This window comes from Pseudomonas entomophila (assembly GCF_018417595.1).
Classification (GTDB): Bacteria; Pseudomonadota; Gammaproteobacteria; order Pseudomonadales; family Pseudomonadaceae; genus Aquipseudomonas; species Aquipseudomonas entomophila_C.
Genome location: NZ_CP070982.1, coordinates 748,992 through 763,635, shown reverse-complemented (window position 1 = coordinate 763,635; position 14,644 = coordinate 748,992). Strand labels below are relative to the sequence as shown.

Annotated in this window: 13 protein-coding genes and 1 pseudogene; 7 read left to right on the top strand and 7 right to left on the bottom strand. The window is 66.1% G+C overall.

Translation table 11 applies throughout. The features are described from left to right. A complete protein-coding gene (locus JYG34_RS03395; RefSeq protein ID WP_249746210.1) occupies positions 1-1,587 on the bottom strand; it encodes a RimK family protein in 1,587 nt (528 codons plus the stop codon). A 92-nt stretch (positions 1,588-1,679) separates the two neighbouring features. Between JYG34_RS03395 and JYG34_RS03390 the strand changes: the two genes are divergently transcribed. Then, complete coding sequence (locus JYG34_RS03390) at positions 1,680-2,777, top strand: peptidase C39 family protein (protein WP_213659484.1); 1,098 nt, start codon at positions 1,680-1,682, stop codon at positions 2,775-2,777. A 118-nt stretch (positions 2,778-2,895) separates the two neighbouring features. Next, the gene (locus JYG34_RS03385; RefSeq protein ID WP_213659483.1) at positions 2,896-3,789 is read left to right on the top strand and encodes a GNAT family N-acetyltransferase; all 894 of its coding nucleotides are present in this window, start codon (positions 2,896-2,898) and stop codon (positions 3,787-3,789) included. Positions 3,790-3,930: 141 nt separating this feature from the next. On the opposite strand, the gene JYG34_RS03380 is transcribed toward JYG34_RS03385, so the two are convergent. The 4 genes from JYG34_RS03380 to JYG34_RS03365 form a co-directional block, all read right to left on the bottom strand. After that, positions 3,931-4,941 carry a zinc-dependent alcohol dehydrogenase family protein gene (locus JYG34_RS03380; RefSeq protein WP_213659482.1) on the bottom strand — a complete coding sequence of 337 codons (1,011 nt, stop codon included), beginning with the start codon at positions 4,939-4,941 and terminating at the stop codon, positions 3,931-3,933. A 142-nt stretch (positions 4,942-5,083) separates the two neighbouring features. Continuing rightward, on the bottom strand, positions 5,084-5,701 hold the full coding sequence (locus JYG34_RS03375; protein WP_213659481.1) for an HAD family hydrolase: 618 nt from the start codon (positions 5,699-5,701) through the stop codon (positions 5,084-5,086). Then, positions 5,698-6,567: an acyl-CoA thioesterase II gene (tesB, locus tag JYG34_RS03370; RefSeq protein ID WP_213659480.1), complete on the bottom strand. Its 870-nt coding sequence runs from the start codon at positions 6,565-6,567 to the stop codon at positions 5,698-5,700. Before tesB ends, JYG34_RS03375 begins: the two co-directional genes overlap by 4 nt. Before the next feature lie 87 nt (positions 6,568-6,654). Then, entirely contained in the window at positions 6,655-7,224 is a 570-nt protein-coding gene (locus JYG34_RS03365) for a GNAT family N-acetyltransferase (protein WP_213659479.1), read from the bottom strand. Positions 7,225-7,407: 183 nt separating this feature from the next. On the opposite strand from JYG34_RS03365, the gene JYG34_RS03360 reads away from it, so the two are divergent. Then, positions 7,408-8,094, top strand: a complete 687-nt coding sequence (locus JYG34_RS03360; protein ID WP_213659478.1) for a histidine phosphatase family protein — start codon at positions 7,408-7,410, stop codon at positions 8,092-8,094. Position 8,095: 1 nt separating this feature from the next. On the opposite strand, the gene JYG34_RS03355 is transcribed toward JYG34_RS03360, so the two are convergent. Continuing rightward, positions 8,096-8,533 carry an EamA family transporter gene (locus tag JYG34_RS03355; protein ID WP_213659477.1) on the bottom strand — a complete coding sequence of 146 codons (438 nt, stop codon included), beginning with the start codon at positions 8,531-8,533 and terminating at the stop codon, positions 8,096-8,098. A gap of 93 nt (positions 8,534-8,626) precedes the next feature. Here JYG34_RS03355 and JYG34_RS03350 point away from each other — a divergent pair, with 93 nt between their 5' ends. Together JYG34_RS03350 and JYG34_RS03345 are read left to right on the top strand one after the other, a co-directional pair. After that, the gene (locus JYG34_RS03350; RefSeq protein WP_213659476.1) at positions 8,627-9,541 is read left to right on the top strand and encodes a histone deacetylase family protein; all 915 of its coding nucleotides are present in this window, start codon (positions 8,627-8,629) and stop codon (positions 9,539-9,541) included. Between the two features lie 149 nt (positions 9,542-9,690). Beyond that, positions 9,691-10,932, top strand: coding sequence for a TIGR03862 family flavoprotein (locus JYG34_RS03345; protein ID WP_213659475.1), 1,242 nt, complete (start codon positions 9,691-9,693; stop codon positions 10,930-10,932). Positions 10,933-11,006: 74 nt separating this feature from the next. On the opposite strand, the gene JYG34_RS03340 is transcribed toward JYG34_RS03345, so the two are convergent. Further along, the gene (locus JYG34_RS03340; protein ID WP_213659474.1) at positions 11,007-12,338 is read right to left on the bottom strand and encodes a DEAD/DEAH box helicase; all 1,332 of its coding nucleotides are present in this window, start codon (positions 12,336-12,338) and stop codon (positions 11,007-11,009) included. A 418-nt stretch (positions 12,339-12,756) separates the two neighbouring features. Between JYG34_RS03340 and JYG34_RS26555 the strand changes: the two are divergent. Together JYG34_RS26555 and JYG34_RS26550 are read left to right on the top strand one after the other, a co-directional pair. Continuing rightward, positions 12,757-13,638, top strand: a pseudogene (locus tag JYG34_RS26555) (methyl-accepting chemotaxis protein); the annotation flags it as partial. 39 nt (positions 13,639-13,677) lie between these two features. Further along, entirely contained in the window at positions 13,678-14,541 is an 864-nt protein-coding gene (locus JYG34_RS26550) for a methyl-accepting chemotaxis protein (RefSeq protein ID WP_434011669.1), read from the top strand. Positions 14,542-14,644: the final 103 nt, after the last annotated feature.

Sequence of the window (14,644 nt, the reverse complement as noted above, 5' to 3'; positions counted from 1 at the left end):
TTACCAGGCTTGCCCCCGGCGCTTCTGCTCCAGGCGGCGGATGAATTCCTCCAGCACCAGGGTGTAGAGGTCATCGTGCAGGTAGGCGTCTTCGATGCCGGCGTCGAGGTTGGGGTTGTCGTTCACCTCGATCACCACCACCCGCTCGCCGACCTGCTTGAGATCGACGCCGTACAGGCCGTCGCCGATCAGGTTGGCGGCCTTCACCGCCAGCTCCACCACCGCCCGAGGCGCCTCGTGCACGGCCAGGGTGCGGCACTCGCCGTTGACCTCGTCACGCTGGGCCTGGTGGTTGAAGATCTGCCAGTGGCCCTTGGACATGAAGTACTGGCAGGCGAAGATCGGCTTGCGGTTGAGCACACCGATGCGCCAGTCGTATTCGGTGTAGAGGTACTCCTGGGCCAGCAGCAGCACCGAGTGCTCGAACAGTTCGGCAGTGGCGGCCAGAAGTTCGGCGTGGTCCCTGACCTTGATCACGCCCCGGGAGAAACAACCGTCGGGGATCTTCAGCACCAGCGGAAAGCCCAGCCGTTCGCCGATGCCTTCCAGCGCCTGAGGGTTGTCGCGGTAGAGGATCTCGCTGGCCGGCATGGCCAGGCGATGGCTGCGCAACAGGTCGGTCAGGTAGACCTTGTTGGTGCAGCGCAGGATCGATGCCGGGTCGTCCATCACCACCAGCCCTTCGCTCTCGGCCTTCTTGGCGAAGCGGTAGGTGTGGTTGTCGACGCTGGTGGTCTCGCGGATCAGCAGGGCATCGTATTCGGCCAGGCGGGCGTAGTCTTTCTTGCCGATCAGTTCGACATCGACCCCCAGCTGGTGCCCGGCGCGGATGAAGCGCTCCAGGGCCTTGGGGTTGGACGGCGGCAGCGCTTCGTCGGGGTCGTGGAGGATCGCCAGGTCGTAGCGCGCCACCCGGCGCGAACGCGGCTGGCGCCAGATCCTGCGGCTGAAGCCATCGAGGGCGTTGGCGAACTGGTCCTGCTGGTCTTCGCGCAGTTTGTGCAGCGCGCCGGCCTTGACCCCGGCGATATGCCAGGTGCTGGTCTTGCGGAATTCCACCAGCAGGATCGGGCAAGGGAAACTTTCGAACAGCTGGCGGGCAATGTCCTGCAGCGGTTCCAGGTCGGTACGGCCGAAATACAGGGTCAGGGTGAAGCCTTCGGTTTCACCGTAGGGGTGATTGGCCAAGGCACTTTCCAGGCTGCGCGCCATCTCGTCGAGGGCCAACCCGTATAACGATTTACGGGTCAGCTCACTGATACTTCTGACCGAGGGAATGACTTTGTGACCGCGCGCCTCGGCCAACAACGAACAATAATAACCGTGGCCTAGATACTTATAGTTACGACATAAGTTTATGACTTGTACGCGCTTGCCGTTGTCTGTCTCGCGAGACTGTTCCAGGTATTCCTGAGCCGTCACGACATCTTCGCTTGGCAGGTACGAAGCCCAGTCATCACGCCGCTCCACGATGATCACCAGCTGACTTGACTTGTTGTCCAGTTGCAGTGGATAAATAACGCCAGTCGCACTTGAGTTTGAACTTTCCCCGGGCCATGCCGGTAAAGGTTCCTGAAACGAAGACATGTTGGAAGCCCTGTGTTGGGTAGACACGGCTTCTATTAAGCACGAAGTTTTTCGAATGTCCCGTTTCATTACGCAACTTTTACGGCGGCCCTATGCAGATCGAATTTCGCCTGGCAACTGTCGAAGACCTGCCGGCCCTGCTGGCACTGGAGAACCAGTGCTTCGCCCTGGACCGGCTCACCCCGCGCAGCTTCCGCTGGATGCTCTCCCACGCCAACGCCAGCCTGCTGGTGGCGCAACGTGACGGCCACTTGATGGGCTATGCGTTGCTGCTGTTCCATCGCGGGACATCACTGGCGCGCCTGTACTCCATCGCCATCGCCGCACAGGCACGCGGCCAGGGGCTTGGCGCGCGCCTGCTGGAACAAGCAGAGCGTTGCGCCCTGGACCACGAGCGCGCCTACCTGCGCCTCGAGGTACGCACCGACAACCCCACCGCCATTGCCCTGTACGAGCGCCATGGTTACCGGCGCTTCGCCCAGGTGGACGACTACTACGAGGACCACGCCAGCGCGCTGCGCTACGAGAAACGCATCCTCCAGCACCCGACGGGCGAGGCGCGGCCGGTCCCCTACTACGCCCAGACCACCGACTTCACCTGCGGCCCGGCCTGCCTGCTGATGGCCATGGCCGCCCTGCAACCGCAACGCCTGCCCACCCGCCGCGAGGAACTGCGCCTGTGGCGCGAGGCGACCACCGTGTTCATGACCTCCGGCCACGGCGGCTGCAGCCCCCACGGCCTGGCCCTGGCCGCCTGGCGACGGGGTTTTCGCGTGCAACTGAGGCTCAATACAGAAGGGCCACTGTTTCTCGACGGCGTGCGCCAGGCGGCCAAGAAAGAGGTCATGCGCCTGGTCCACGAGGACTTCTGCGCCGAGTTGCAGGGCAGCGACGTGCAGATCGCCCGGCAGGCGCCCGACCTGCCTCGGGTACTCGCGCAGGGCGGCCTGGCGCTGGTACTGATCAGCAACTACCGGCTGACCGGCAGCAAGGCGCCGCACTGGGTGCTGGTCACCGCTTGCGACGACGATTTCGTCTACCTGCACGACCCCGACATCGACCATGGCCGCCATCGCCAGGCCCTGGATTGCCAGCACCTGCCGGTGAGCCACCAGGAGTTCCAGCGCATGAGCCTGTTCGGCGGGCGCAAGCTGCGCGCGGCGGTGGTGGTGTACGCAACGGCGGCGTAAACGAAAAAAGCCCCGGGTTACCGGGGCGGCAAGAGGTTGGTGAGGCACAGTTGATTACAGCTTTTCTTCCCCATCGGCGTTAATGTATTGCCCCTCTTCACGGCGTGGAACGGACACCATGGCGATCATCCTCGACGACCCCGACCTCGAGCGGGTCGAACACTACCGCGACGACTCGCACCTGCGTGGCGAGCTGAACGCCCTGACCGAACAGACCTACGGCTTCGATTTCGAAGCCTGGTACGTGGCGGGCTTCTGGGAGGACAACTACCAGCCCTGCTCGCTGGTTCGCCAAGGGCGAATGCTGGCCAATGTCTCGGTCAGCCCGCTGGCCTTCATTCACCAAGGGCAGTACCTGCACTGTGCGCAGATCGGCACGGCGATGACCCGGCCCGAGGCCCGTGGCCGGGGCTACAGCCGCCACCTGATGGAGTGCCTGGTGCAGCGCTGGGCCTCACCTTGCGACCTGTTGTTCCTGTTCGCCAACAGCACCGTGCTGGGCTTCTATCCGAAGTTCGGTTTTCGCCGGGTGATCGAGCGGGAGCATTACCTGCAATGGTCCGGGGCACAGAGCGCCAGCAGTTTCAGCCCGGTGGACCTGGACGATGGTGGGCAATTGCAGCGCTTCATGGCGGCGGTGGCGGGCAGTTGTCCACAGGCTCGCTTGAGCCTGGTGCCCAATGTGGCACTGACGATGTTCTATTGCGACGGGCCGTACCGGGAAGCGTTGTTCTATTCGCCTCGGCATGAGACGTATGTGGTGGTGGAGCAGGAAGGCGAGCGGATGGTGCTGGTGGATGTGTTCTGTGCACGGCTGGTGGACCTGCACGAGTTGCTGCCGGAACTGGTGCGACCAGGGACGCGGGAGGTGGTGCTGGGGTTCACGCCCTTGCGCGACGAAGCCTTCGCCACGCGGGTTGTGGATAACGATGACGCACTGTTCGTCTGGGGCACGTCAGAGACACCGCTCGATCAGGCGCCGATACGTTTCCCAATGCTGTCGCATACCTGATGTAGGAGCGGCTTCAGCCGCGATGCAGGCAGCGCGGTGTCCGGCACCCGCTTCGCGGCTGATCGCGGCTGAAGCCGCTCCTACAGAGGTCGTTGCAAATCGATGGGGTACGGACAAGCCCCCCACAGGATCTTGTCGTGTTCACCAGGTCAGGCAGATCTTGCCGAAATGCCTGTTGCTTTCCTGGTACTTGAACGCCTCGACCATCTGCTCCAGTTCGAAATGCTTGTCCACCACCGGCCGCAGGCCATTGGCGTCGATGGCCCGGACCATCGCCTGCTGCTGCGCGCGGCTGCCCACCAGCACGCCTTGCAGGCGGATCTGCCGCACCAGCGCCTGCACCAGCGGCAACTGCCCCGCCACCCCGGTGAGGATGCCGATCAACGACACATGCCCGCCGATGCGCGCGGCGATCATCGATTGCTCCAGCGTCGCCGGGCCGCCCACTTCGATCACATGGTCGACGCCGCGGTTGTCGGTGAGCTGACGCACGTTCTCACCCCAGGCCGGGGTGCGCTTGTAGTTGATCAGGTGATCGGCGCCGAGGGCCTTGAGGCGCTCCAGCTTGGCATCGCTGGACGACGTGGCGATCACCGTGGCGCCTGCCAGCTTGGCGAACTGCAGGGCGAAGATCGAGACGCCCCCCGTGCCCTGCACCAGCACGCTGTCGCCCGGCTTGAGGTGATCGTCGCTCATCAACGCGCGCCAGGCGGTGAGGCCGGCGGTGGTCAGGGTCGCGGCCTCGGCGTGGCTGTAGCCTTTGGGTGCGTGGGTGAACGACGTGGCGCGGGCCGTCACCTGCTCGCGGGCGTAGCCGTCGATACCATCGCCCGGCACGCTGGCGAAGCCTTCGACCTGGGCCTGGCCGTCGAGCCAACTGGGGAAGAAGGTGCTCACCACCGCGTCACCCACCTTGAATTCGCTGACACCGGCACCGACCGCGATCACTTCGCCGGCACCATCGGCCATGGGAATGCGCCGCTCGCTCGGGCCCCACATGCCGCTGACCACGGCGAAGTCGTGGTAGTTGAGGGAGCTGGCGTGCAGGCGCACGGTGATTTCACCGGCCTGGGGCGCGGCGGTTTCGCAGGTGCCGAGCTGGACTTTGTCGTAGCCGCCACCGGGCAGGACGTAGAGGGCCTTGGTGCTCATGGGTGGGGTCTCCATCGGGAAAAAGGTGCAGTGCAGCTTAGGCGCTGAAGGGCCTGTTCGCCTGTTGGGGCGGCTTCAGCCGCGATGCGGGTATCGCGCTGTCTGGCACCCGCCTCGCGGGTGATCGCGGCTGAAGCCGCTCCTACGGAGGTCGTGTCAGGTCAATGGGTTGGGAGAGCAACGCTTGCAGCGCCCGGCAATCCGCCGCATGCCAGTCGGCCAGCGCCGGCCACGGATTGTCCGGCAGGTTCACCAGCACGGTATGGGTGCCCGCCGCCCGGCCACAATCGAGGTCGAAGCGGTAGTCGCCAACCATCACCATCTGCGCAGGGGCGACGCCCCAGGCCTGGGCGATCTGCAACAGCCCGTCCGGGCTTGGTTTGGGCGCCGCCTCGTCGCGTCCGAGGATGTGTTCCACCGGGAAGCAGTCAGCCAGGCCGATCGCCTCGAGGGTGACATGGGCCAGCTCGCGGGCATTGCGGGTGAGGATCGCCAGGCGACAACCACGCGCGTGCAACTCACGCACCAGCTCCACCGCCCCGTCCGCCGCCTTCGAGGCGATCGCCAGGTCGCGTTCGTGTTCCAGCAGCCAGGCATGCTTGGCCGCAGCTTCCGCCGCCGGCAACGCCGCCAGGTGGGTGAGGATGTCGTGCGCGGCCGGGATGTCCAGGGCTTCGCGAATGGCCGCGAAGTCATGCACGGCCACGGTCAGGGTGCCGTCCATGTCGAACACCCAGTGGCGGATCTGCCCCAGGCTCATGCCCAGTCCTTGCGATGGCGGATCAAGCCTTCCTGGGTCGAGGACGCCACCAGTTGCCCGGCGCGGTTGAAAATGCTGCCGCGGGTGAAACCACGGGCATTGCCGGCCCAGGGGCTGTCGGTGGCGTACAGCAGCCAGTCGTCGGCGCGCAGGTTGCGGTGGAACCACAGCGAGTGGTCGAGGCTGGCGATCTGCATGTCCTTCTGCCACACCGACTTGCCATGGGGCAGCAGCGCGGTGGTCAGCAGGCCGAAGTCCGAGGCGTAGGCCAGCAGGTACTTGTGCAGCGCGGGGATGTCCGGCAGCGTGCCGTCGGCGCGGAACCAGGCGTACTTGACCGGGTCGCCCGGCTTGGGGTTGAACGGGTCGCGCTCGGTGACCGGGCGGATCTCGATGGGCTTGGCGCACAGCACCTTGTCGCGGATGCGTTCGGGCAACTGGTCGGCCATGGCGCGGGCCAGCTCCACTTCGCACGGCAGGTTCTCGGGGCCGACCACATCGGGCATTTGTGCCTGATGTTCAAACCCCTCTTCGTCGTACTGGAACGACGCACTGCAGGTAAAGATCGGCTGGCCCTTCTGGATCGCCGTCACCCGCCGGGTGCTGAAGCTGCCGCCGTCACGCACACGGTCCACCGAGTACACCACCGGCATGCTGGCATCGCCCGGGCGCAGGAAGTAGCCGTGCAGCGAATGCACATGGCGGGCGTCCTCGACCGTCTGGCTGGCCGCCGACAGCGACTGCCCAAGCACCTGGCCACCGTACAGTTGACGGAAGCCCAGGTCCTGGCTGCGTCCGCGGAACAGGTTTTCCTCGATCGATTCGAGGCTCAGCAGGTCGACGAGGTCGTCCAGTACGTGGCTCATGGAAGGTTCTCCTGGCAAGGCATTACGGCGCTGTTATAGCGGCAGATGATACAGCGTTTGTCATTCGCCTCGTCGATGCCGGCGTATTCAGCCGCGCAGGTTCTCCTGCCACTGTGCGCGGTCGATGCGGTACAGCACATGGGGGCGCAGCGGGTGGCCGACGGGCAGGCGCGGGTGCTCGAAAGCACCGGCCGGGTCGTGGCGCATGCCAATGGCCTGCATGACCTTCTGCGACGGTAGGTTGCCTTCGGTAGTGAACGACACCACTTCGTCCAGGTGCAATTGGGCGAATGCGCAGCGCAGGCAGGTCCACGCCGCCTCGCTGGCGAAGCCCAGCCCCCAATGCCGCCGCGCCAGGCGCCAGCCAATCTCCACCGCCGGGCCGAACGGCGCGTCGAAATTGACATTGAGCAGCCCGGTCATACCAATGAATGCACCGCTGTCCTTGCGCTCCAGGGCCCACAGGCCGAAACCGTACTCGTTGAAGTGGCCGCGGATCCGGCCGATCAGCGCAGCGGCCTCCAGGCGCGTCATGGGCGCGGGGAAATAGCGCATCACCTGGGGGTCGGCGCACAGGGCGGCGAACTCGCGCAGATCGTCGTCCTGCCATTGGCGCAGCACCAGCCGGGCACTTTCCAGTTCAGGGATGGGGGTCATCAGGGCGGCTCCGAAATCGCGGCTTGCCAGTGTATAGCGTAGGCCGTCGGCGCATCTTCACCCAGGCGCCGGCCAGCGGATGTTTTTTTCACATCCGCTTCACCGCCCTCCAACGGCCCGCTTCGCAGAATGCCGGCAACCACAGCGGCCACAATCGACGCCGCACTGCCAATGGAGCGACGCATGCTTTCCAGCAAGACCCTGGACAACCCGGCCAACCCGCCCCGTCTCGCACGCCGCCGATCGCGCAAGGTGCTGGGCGCCGCCCTTGGCCTGATCATGGCCCTGGCCGGGGTGACCACCTGGCTGGCGACGAGGACGCATATCGTGGACCTTGGCAACGAACAGCAACTGAGTGAGAGTGGCCTGCTGCAGGACTGGAAGGACGGCGCGGTGATCGTGATGATCCGCCACGCCGAACGCTGCGACAGCGCCCCCGGCCCGTGCCTGGACGACCCTACCGGCATCACGATCAAAGGCAGCCAGGCGGCGCGACGCGTCGGCCAGGGCCTGGAGCAACTCGGGCTGGCCAATGCCGACCTGCTGACCAGCCCCAAGCTGCGCACGCGCCAGACCGCGCACTTCATCCTCGGCCAGGCGGTGGACAGCGCCGACTGGCTGGAAAGCTGCGACCGTCAGTTCGCCAGCGAAGCCTTGGCCCGCAAGCGTGTGGGGCACAACCTGGTGCTGGTCACCCACAACGGCTGCATCGACCACTTCCAGCGCCAGCAGAACGTACCCGGTGGCGAGCGCGAGAGCGGCTATGCCAGCGCCCTGTTCGTCTCGGTCAACGCTGACGGCAAGGCGCGGATCCTCGGGCGCATGAACGAGCCCGACTGGCAGCGGGTGCTGGCCAGCAGCGGCCGTTGAATTAACGCCAGGCCAGCATCACCACACCGATCGTGATCAGGCTGATGCCGGCCCACTGGCGCAGGTCGAGCCGCTCACCCAGCAAGGTCACCCCCAGCACCGCCACCAGGACCACGCTCAACTTGTCCACAGGCGCCACCTGCGAGGCCTGGCCCAGCTGCAAGGCGCGGAAGTAGCAGATCCACGACGCCCCGGTGGCCAGGCCCGAGAGCACCAGGAACAGGTAGCTGCGCGGCGAGATCGAGCCCAGCGCCTGGTACTGCCCGGTGGCGTAGAGGATCAGCGCCAGGCTCACCAGCACGACCACCGTGCGCAGCAAGGTGGCGAAGTCGGAGTTGATGCCGGCCACCCCGACCTTGGCGAAGATCGCCGTCAGCGCCGCGAACAGCGCCGACAGGAGGGCCCAGAATGTCCAGGACGACAGCAGACCGTTACCCATGCCCTTCCCCATGTCGATTGCGATGCGCAACAGGATAGCGCCCCGCCCGGCACTGCTGGCAAGATCAGCACTGGCCCCGACCACGACACCCCCATGCCGCTGCCACTGATCTACCACGACGACTACAGCCCCGAGTTCCCAGCGGACCACCGCTTCCCGATGGACAAGTTCCGCCTGTTGCGCGACCACCTGGTCGACAGCGGGCTGACCACCGACCAGGCGCTGCTGCGCCCGGAGATCTGCCCCAACGACATCCTCGCCCTGGCCCACGACCGCGACTACATCGAGCGCTACATGAACGGCGAGCTGTCACGGGAAGACCAGCGCCGCCTCGGCCTGCCCTGGAGCGAAGCCCTGGCCCGGCGCACCGTGCGCGCGGTCGGCGGTTCGCTGCTCACCGCCGAGATGGCGCTGCGGCACGGCATCGCCTGCCACCTGGCCGGTGGCACCCACCATGCCCACTACGACCACCCGGCCGGCTTCTGCATCTTCAACGACCTGGCGGTGATCAGCCGCTACCTGCTGGCGGCCGGCTGCGTGCACCGGGTACTGATCTTCGACTGCGACGTGCACCAGGGCGACGGCACCGCGCGCATCCTCCAGGACACCCCCGAGGCGATCACCGTGTCGCTGCACTGCGAGCAGAACTTCCCGGCGCGCAAGGCCCAGAGCGACTGGGACATTCCCCTGCCAAGGGGCATGCATGACGACGCCTACCTCAAGGTGGTGGACGATGCGCTGAACTACCTGCTGCCGCTGTACCAGCCAGACCTGGTGCTGTACGACGCCGGCGTCGATGTGCACAAGGACGATGCCCTGGGCTACCTGCAACTGACCGATGAAGGCCTGGCCGCCCGCGACGAGTTGGTACTGCGCCAATGCCTGGGCCGCGACATCCCGGTGGTCGGGGTGATCGGTGGCGGCTACAGCAAGGATCGTGTGGCCCTGGCCCGGCGCCACGGCATCCTCCACCACAGCGCGGCACGGGTCATCGGTTGTTCACAATGACTGTGGAACCGCCTGTGGATAACCTGCGGGAAAACCCGTCCAGCCCTTTAACCACCTGACTTGCAAGCAGTTGATCGTTTTTTGAGCAGTGTCTCATCCAGGGCTGCTGGGGTAGAATGCGCGCTCTTTTCCACAGCCTGTCGCCCGCCATGACCGATCCCCGTACCGCCTCCCACCCCTCAGTCGCCGTGATCGGCGGCGGCCCCGCCGGCCTGATGGCCGCCGAGGCGCTGGCCCGGCGTGGCGTGGCGGTACAGGTGTTCGACGCCATGCCGTCGGTGGGCCGCAAGTTCCTGCTGGCGGGCGTGGGCGGCATGAACATCACCCATTCCGAGCCCTACCCGGCGTTCATAGGCCGCTACGCCGAACGGCGCGACGCGATCGACGCCCTGCTGCGCGACTTCGACGCCGATGCCCTGCGTCAGTGGATTCATGACCTGGGTATCGAAACCTTCGTCGGCACCTCGGGCCGGGTGTTCCCCCGCGACATGAAAGCCGCGCCCCTGCTGCGCGCCTGGCTCAAGCGCCTGCGCGACGCCGGGGTGGTTATCCACACCCGCCACCGCTGGCTGGGCTGGAACGCCGATGGCAGCTTGCGGATCGCTTATCCACAGGGCGAGCTGGCGATGCACGCCGATGCCGTTGTCCTCGCCTTGGGGGGCGGCAGCTGGGCGCGCCTGGGCTCCGACGGCGCTTGGACAAACCTGCTAGGCGGACGGGGTGTGGATATCTCGCCGTTGCAGGCAAGCAACTGCGGCTTCGAGGTCGAAGGCTGGAGTGCGTTGCTCAAGGACAAGTTCGCCGGCGCACCGCTGAAGAACATCGCCCTGAGCGTGCCCGGCATGGCGCCGCGCAAGGGCGAGTTCATCCTCACCGCGCAAGGGGTGGAAGGCAGCCTGGTGTATGCCTGGTCGGCTGCCGTGCGTGACGCGATCACCCGTGACGGGCATGGCACGCTACTGCTCGACCTGCTGCCGGACCGGCCTGTGGACAAGATCGCCCAGGCCCTGGCCAAGCCTCGTGGCTCGCGGTCGATGGCCAAGCATCTGCACGGTCAGTTGGGGATCGATGGGGTGAAGGCGGCGTTGCTGCGTGAACTCACGGACCAGGCAATCTTTGCCGACCCTGAGCGGTTGGCGGCGGCGATCAAGGCACTGCCGATCACCCTGGTGCGCACGCGGCCGCTGGACGAGGCGATCAGCAGTGCTGGCGGGGTGCGTTTCGAAGGGTTGGATGAGGGCTTGATGGTGGCGAAGCTGCCGGGCGTGTTCTGCGCGGGGGAAATGCTGGACTGGGAGGCGCCGACAGGGGGGTACCTGTTGACAGCGTGCTTTGCCAGTGGACTCAGGGCTGGCCAGGCAGCAGCAAACTGGCTCTTATCGCGCACCTGAATGGGATCTACGCCTGCCCCTGTAGGAGCGGCCTTGTGCCGCTCCTACAGGGATCGCGCAGGGCTTCACCTACCTCACGGCTTGGGCTTGCGCGGTTTGCCACCGAAGCTCGGGACCTTGCGCACCGCCTTGACCGACGGCGCCGACGCGCCCGACTCGGCGCTGTCCATCCAGCGCCCCAGGCCACGCTTGGCGCTGTTCTCCTTCGGTTTCTTGGGCTTCTTCGGCTTTTTCAGCACCTGGCCACTGGCATCGGTCACCGGCACCCGGTGATCGGGGATGAAGTCCGGCTCTTCGTGGCGCGGCAGGACCTGGCGGATCAGCGTCTCGATCGACGCCAGCAATTGCACTTCGTCAGCGCACACCAGCGAAATCGCCTCGCCCTTGTTGCCCGCGCGCCCGGTGCGGCCGATGCGGTGCACATAGTCCTCGGCGACGATCGGCAGGTCGAGGTTGACCACCAGCGGCAGGTCGTCGATGTCCAGGCCACGGGCGGCAACATCGGTGGCCACCAGCACCTGGACCTCGCGGGCCTTGAAGCTGTCCAGCGCACGCTGGCGGGTCGCCTGGGGGCGGTCACCGTGGATGCCGTCGGCGTTGACGCCTTCGGCGAGCAGCCGCTCGACCAGTTGGTCCACACCGTTGCGGGTCTTGGCGAACACCAGCACCTGCTTCCAGCGCTGCTTGCGCAGCAGGTGGCAGAACAGGTCGGCCTTGCGCTTCTTGTCCACCGGCACCAGCCACTGCTTGACCGTGTTGGCGGCAGCGTTGCGCGGGCTGACCTCGATGCTCAGCGGATCGTTGAGCGCCAGGCCCGCGAGCATGCGGATCTGGTCGGAGAACGTGGCGGAGAACAGCAGCGTCTGGCGCTTGCGCGGCAGCGCCGCGTACACCACCTGCAGCTCTTCGGCGAAGCCCAGGTCGAGCATGCGGTCGGCTTCGTCGAGCACCAGGGTCTGCACCTGGCCGAACTTGATGGCGTTCTGGCGGAACAGGTCGAGCAGGCGCCCCGGAGTGGCCACCAGCAGGTCTACGCCACGGCGCAGGCGCATCATCTGCGGGTTGATGCTGACCCCGCCATACACCGCATAGGTGGACAGCGGCAGGTTCTCGGCGTACTCGCGTACGTTGGCGTGGACCTGCTCGGCCAGCTCCCGGGTCGGCACCAGCACCAGCGCGCGCACCGAGTTGGCGGCGACCTTCTCGCCCTCCAGGGCCAGGCGCTGCAACACCGGCAGGGCGAAGCCCGCGGTCTTGCCAGTGCCGGTCTGGGCCGCGGCCATCAGGTCGCGGCCGGCGAGCACGGCAGGAATGGCCTGGGCCTGGACCGGGGTCGGAGTGGTGTAGTCCAGCGTCTGCAGGGTGCGCAGCAGCGGTTCGATCAGGCCGAGTTTGGCGAAATTCATGGCAATACCGTCAGGGGGTTCAGCGAAGGCGGCAAGTTTACCCCAGCCCCACCGCCATCCAAAGGCCCTGTAGGCGCCGGTTTACCGGCGAACGGGCGGCAAGGCAGCCCCTTGCGACATGCAAAAAGCAAACGTTTTCAACCAGTTACAAATAGCCTGAAAAAGCGTTTCAGCTTCGCCCCGCCTTGCCGATAACCCCTGCACGAATCAGCAGGGCTCCCCACAAGAACAACGCCCAGCGATTGAGATCAAGTGAGCGACATCATTTTCTGGGAGAGCGTGCATGAACAGCTGGTTCGCCAACATCAGCGTCAACCTCAAACTCGGCCTGGGCTTCGGCCTGGTCCTCGTACTGACCGGCCTGCTGGCCCTGACCGGCTGGAACAGCCTGGGCAGCCTTATCGACCGCAGCAACTGGATGAGCGACATCACCCAGCTCAACAGTGACCTGACCAACCTGCGCGTGGCGCGCCTGCAATGGATGCTGACCAACGGCGACGACGCCTCGGCCGCCAACGTCCAGGCCAAGCTCGACGCCTTCGGCAGCCAGCAGCAGCACCTGGTCAACACCTTCAAGAGCCCCGAGAACCTCAAGCTGCTGCGCGAGCAGGGCCAGAGCATCAGTGAATACCGGGTTTCGCTGGAGAAGATGCGCCAGGGCTACAAGACCACCCTCACCGCCCGCGATGCGATGAACCAGGCCGCCGCCCGCGCCAACGAGGCGATCGAGGCCATCAGCGCCGCCGTGCTGTCCAGTTCCGAAAGCGATGCCAGCCGCCTGGCCCAGTACCTGCTGATCAGCAAGGCCAAGCAGCAGCTGGTGCAGGTGCGCCTGGACGTGCGCAGCTACATCGCCGACCTCACCACTGAAACCGAGCAGGCCGCCGTGCGCCAGCTGGAGAGCGCCCTGGCCGAGATCGACAGCCTCAAGCGCCAGCTGCCAGGCGAAGCCTCGCGCATCCAGCAGTTCGAGAGTGCCGTGCTCGCCTACCGCGACGCCGTGCGCCAGTTCCGCGACGCCACCGCCGCCATTGGTGTGGCCCGCGCCGAAATGACCGTGCAGGGCGCCGACATCGTCAAGCGCAGCGACGAGCTGTACAAGATCCAGATCGAGCGCCGCGACGACGAAAGCGTCCAGGCCCGCAGCCTGCAGACCACCGCCACCCTGCTGGCGCTGTTGGTCGGCATTCTCGCGGCCTTCATCATCACCCGCCAGATCACCCGCCCGCTGCGCGAGACCATGGACGTGGTGAACAAGATCGCCAGCGGCGACCTCACCCAGAACCTGCGCGTCACCCGCCGCGACGAGCTGGGCGCCTTGCAGGAAGGCATCGCGCGCATGGGCACCACCTTGCGTGACCTGATCACCGGCATCCGCGACGGCGTCACCCAGATCGCCAGCGCCGCCGAAGAACTGTCGGCGGTGACCGAACAGACCAGCGCCGGCGCCAACAGCCAGAAAGTCGAAACCGACCAGGTGGCCACCGCCATGCACGAGATGGCCGCCACCGTGCAGGAAGTCGCGCGCAACGCCGAGCAGGCCTCCCACGCCGCCACCAACGCCGACGACGAAGCCCGCACCGGCGACAAGGTGGTCAGCGAGGCGATCAGCCAGATCGAACGCCTGGCCCGTGAAGTGCACCGTTCCACCGAAGCCATGACCCTGCTGCAGCAGGAAAGCCAGAAGATCGGCAGCGTGATGGACGTGATCAAGTCGGTGGCCGAGCAGACCAACCTGCTGGCGCTCAACGCCGCCATCGAAGCGGCCCGTGCCGGTGAAGCCGGCCGTGGCTTCGCCGTGGTCGCCGACGAAGTGCGGGGCCTGGCCCAGCGCACCCAGCAGTCCACCGAAGAGATCGAAGGTTTGATCGCCAGCCTGCAGAACGGCACCCAGCAGGTCGCCGAAGTCATGAACGGCAGCCGCAGCCTGACCGACAGCAGCGTCGAGCTGGCACGCAAGGCCGGTGGTTCGCTGGAGAACATCACCCGCACGGTGTCGAACATCCAGTCGATGAACCAGCAGATCGCCGCCGCCGCCGAGCAGCAGAGCGCCGTGGCCGAGGAGATCAGCCGCAGCATCCTGAACGTGCGCGATGTGTCCGAGCAGACCGCCGCGGCCAGCGACGAGACCGCCGCCTCCAGCGTCGAGCTGGCGCGCCTGGGTGGTCACCTGCAGACGTTGGTCAGCCAGTTCCGCGTCTGATCCTCAAGGCCATTCGCGGGTAAACCCGCTCCCACAGGTTCACCGCTGCTTTCGGGTCAGCGGGATACCTGTGGGAGCGGGTTTACCCGCGATTACGTCAGTG

What these genes read in the sequence shown, in the direction of transcription:
- JYG34_RS03395 (WP_249746210.1), bottom strand. Translation starts at nt 1,587, where the DNA reads ATGTCTTCGTTTCAGGAACCTTTACCGGCATGGCCCGGGGAAAGTTCA.
- JYG34_RS03390 (WP_213659484.1), top strand. Translation starts at nt 1,680, where the DNA reads ATGCAGATCGAATTTCGCCTGGCAACTGTCGAAGACCTGCCGGCCCTG.
- JYG34_RS03385 (WP_213659483.1), top strand. Translation starts at nt 2,896, where the DNA reads ATGGCGATCATCCTCGACGACCCCGACCTCGAGCGGGTCGAACACTAC.
- JYG34_RS03380 (WP_213659482.1), bottom strand. Translation starts at nt 4,941, where the DNA reads ATGAGCACCAAGGCCCTCTACGTCCTGCCCGGTGGCGGCTACGACAAA.
- JYG34_RS03375 (WP_213659481.1), bottom strand. Translation starts at nt 5,701, where the DNA reads ATGAGCCTGGGGCAGATCCGCCACTGGGTGTTCGACATGGACGGCACC.
- tesB (WP_213659480.1), bottom strand. Translation starts at nt 6,567, where the DNA reads ATGAGCCACGTACTGGACGACCTCGTCGACCTGCTGAGCCTCGAATCG.
- JYG34_RS03365 (WP_213659479.1), bottom strand. Translation starts at nt 7,224, where the DNA reads ATGACCCCCATCCCTGAACTGGAAAGTGCCCGGCTGGTGCTGCGCCAA.
- JYG34_RS03360 (WP_213659478.1), top strand. Translation starts at nt 7,408, where the DNA reads ATGCTTTCCAGCAAGACCCTGGACAACCCGGCCAACCCGCCCCGTCTC.
- JYG34_RS03355 (WP_213659477.1), bottom strand. Translation starts at nt 8,533, where the DNA reads ATGGGTAACGGTCTGCTGTCGTCCTGGACATTCTGGGCCCTCCTGTCG.
- JYG34_RS03350 (WP_213659476.1), top strand. Translation starts at nt 8,627, where the DNA reads ATGCCGCTGCCACTGATCTACCACGACGACTACAGCCCCGAGTTCCCA.
- JYG34_RS03345 (WP_213659475.1), top strand. Translation starts at nt 9,691, where the DNA reads ATGACCGATCCCCGTACCGCCTCCCACCCCTCAGTCGCCGTGATCGGC.
- JYG34_RS03340 (WP_213659474.1), bottom strand. Translation starts at nt 12,338, where the DNA reads ATGAATTTCGCCAAACTCGGCCTGATCGAACCGCTGCTGCGCACCCTG.
- JYG34_RS26550 (WP_434011669.1), top strand. Translation starts at nt 13,678, where the DNA reads ATGGGCACCACCTTGCGTGACCTGATCACCGGCATCCGCGACGGCGTC.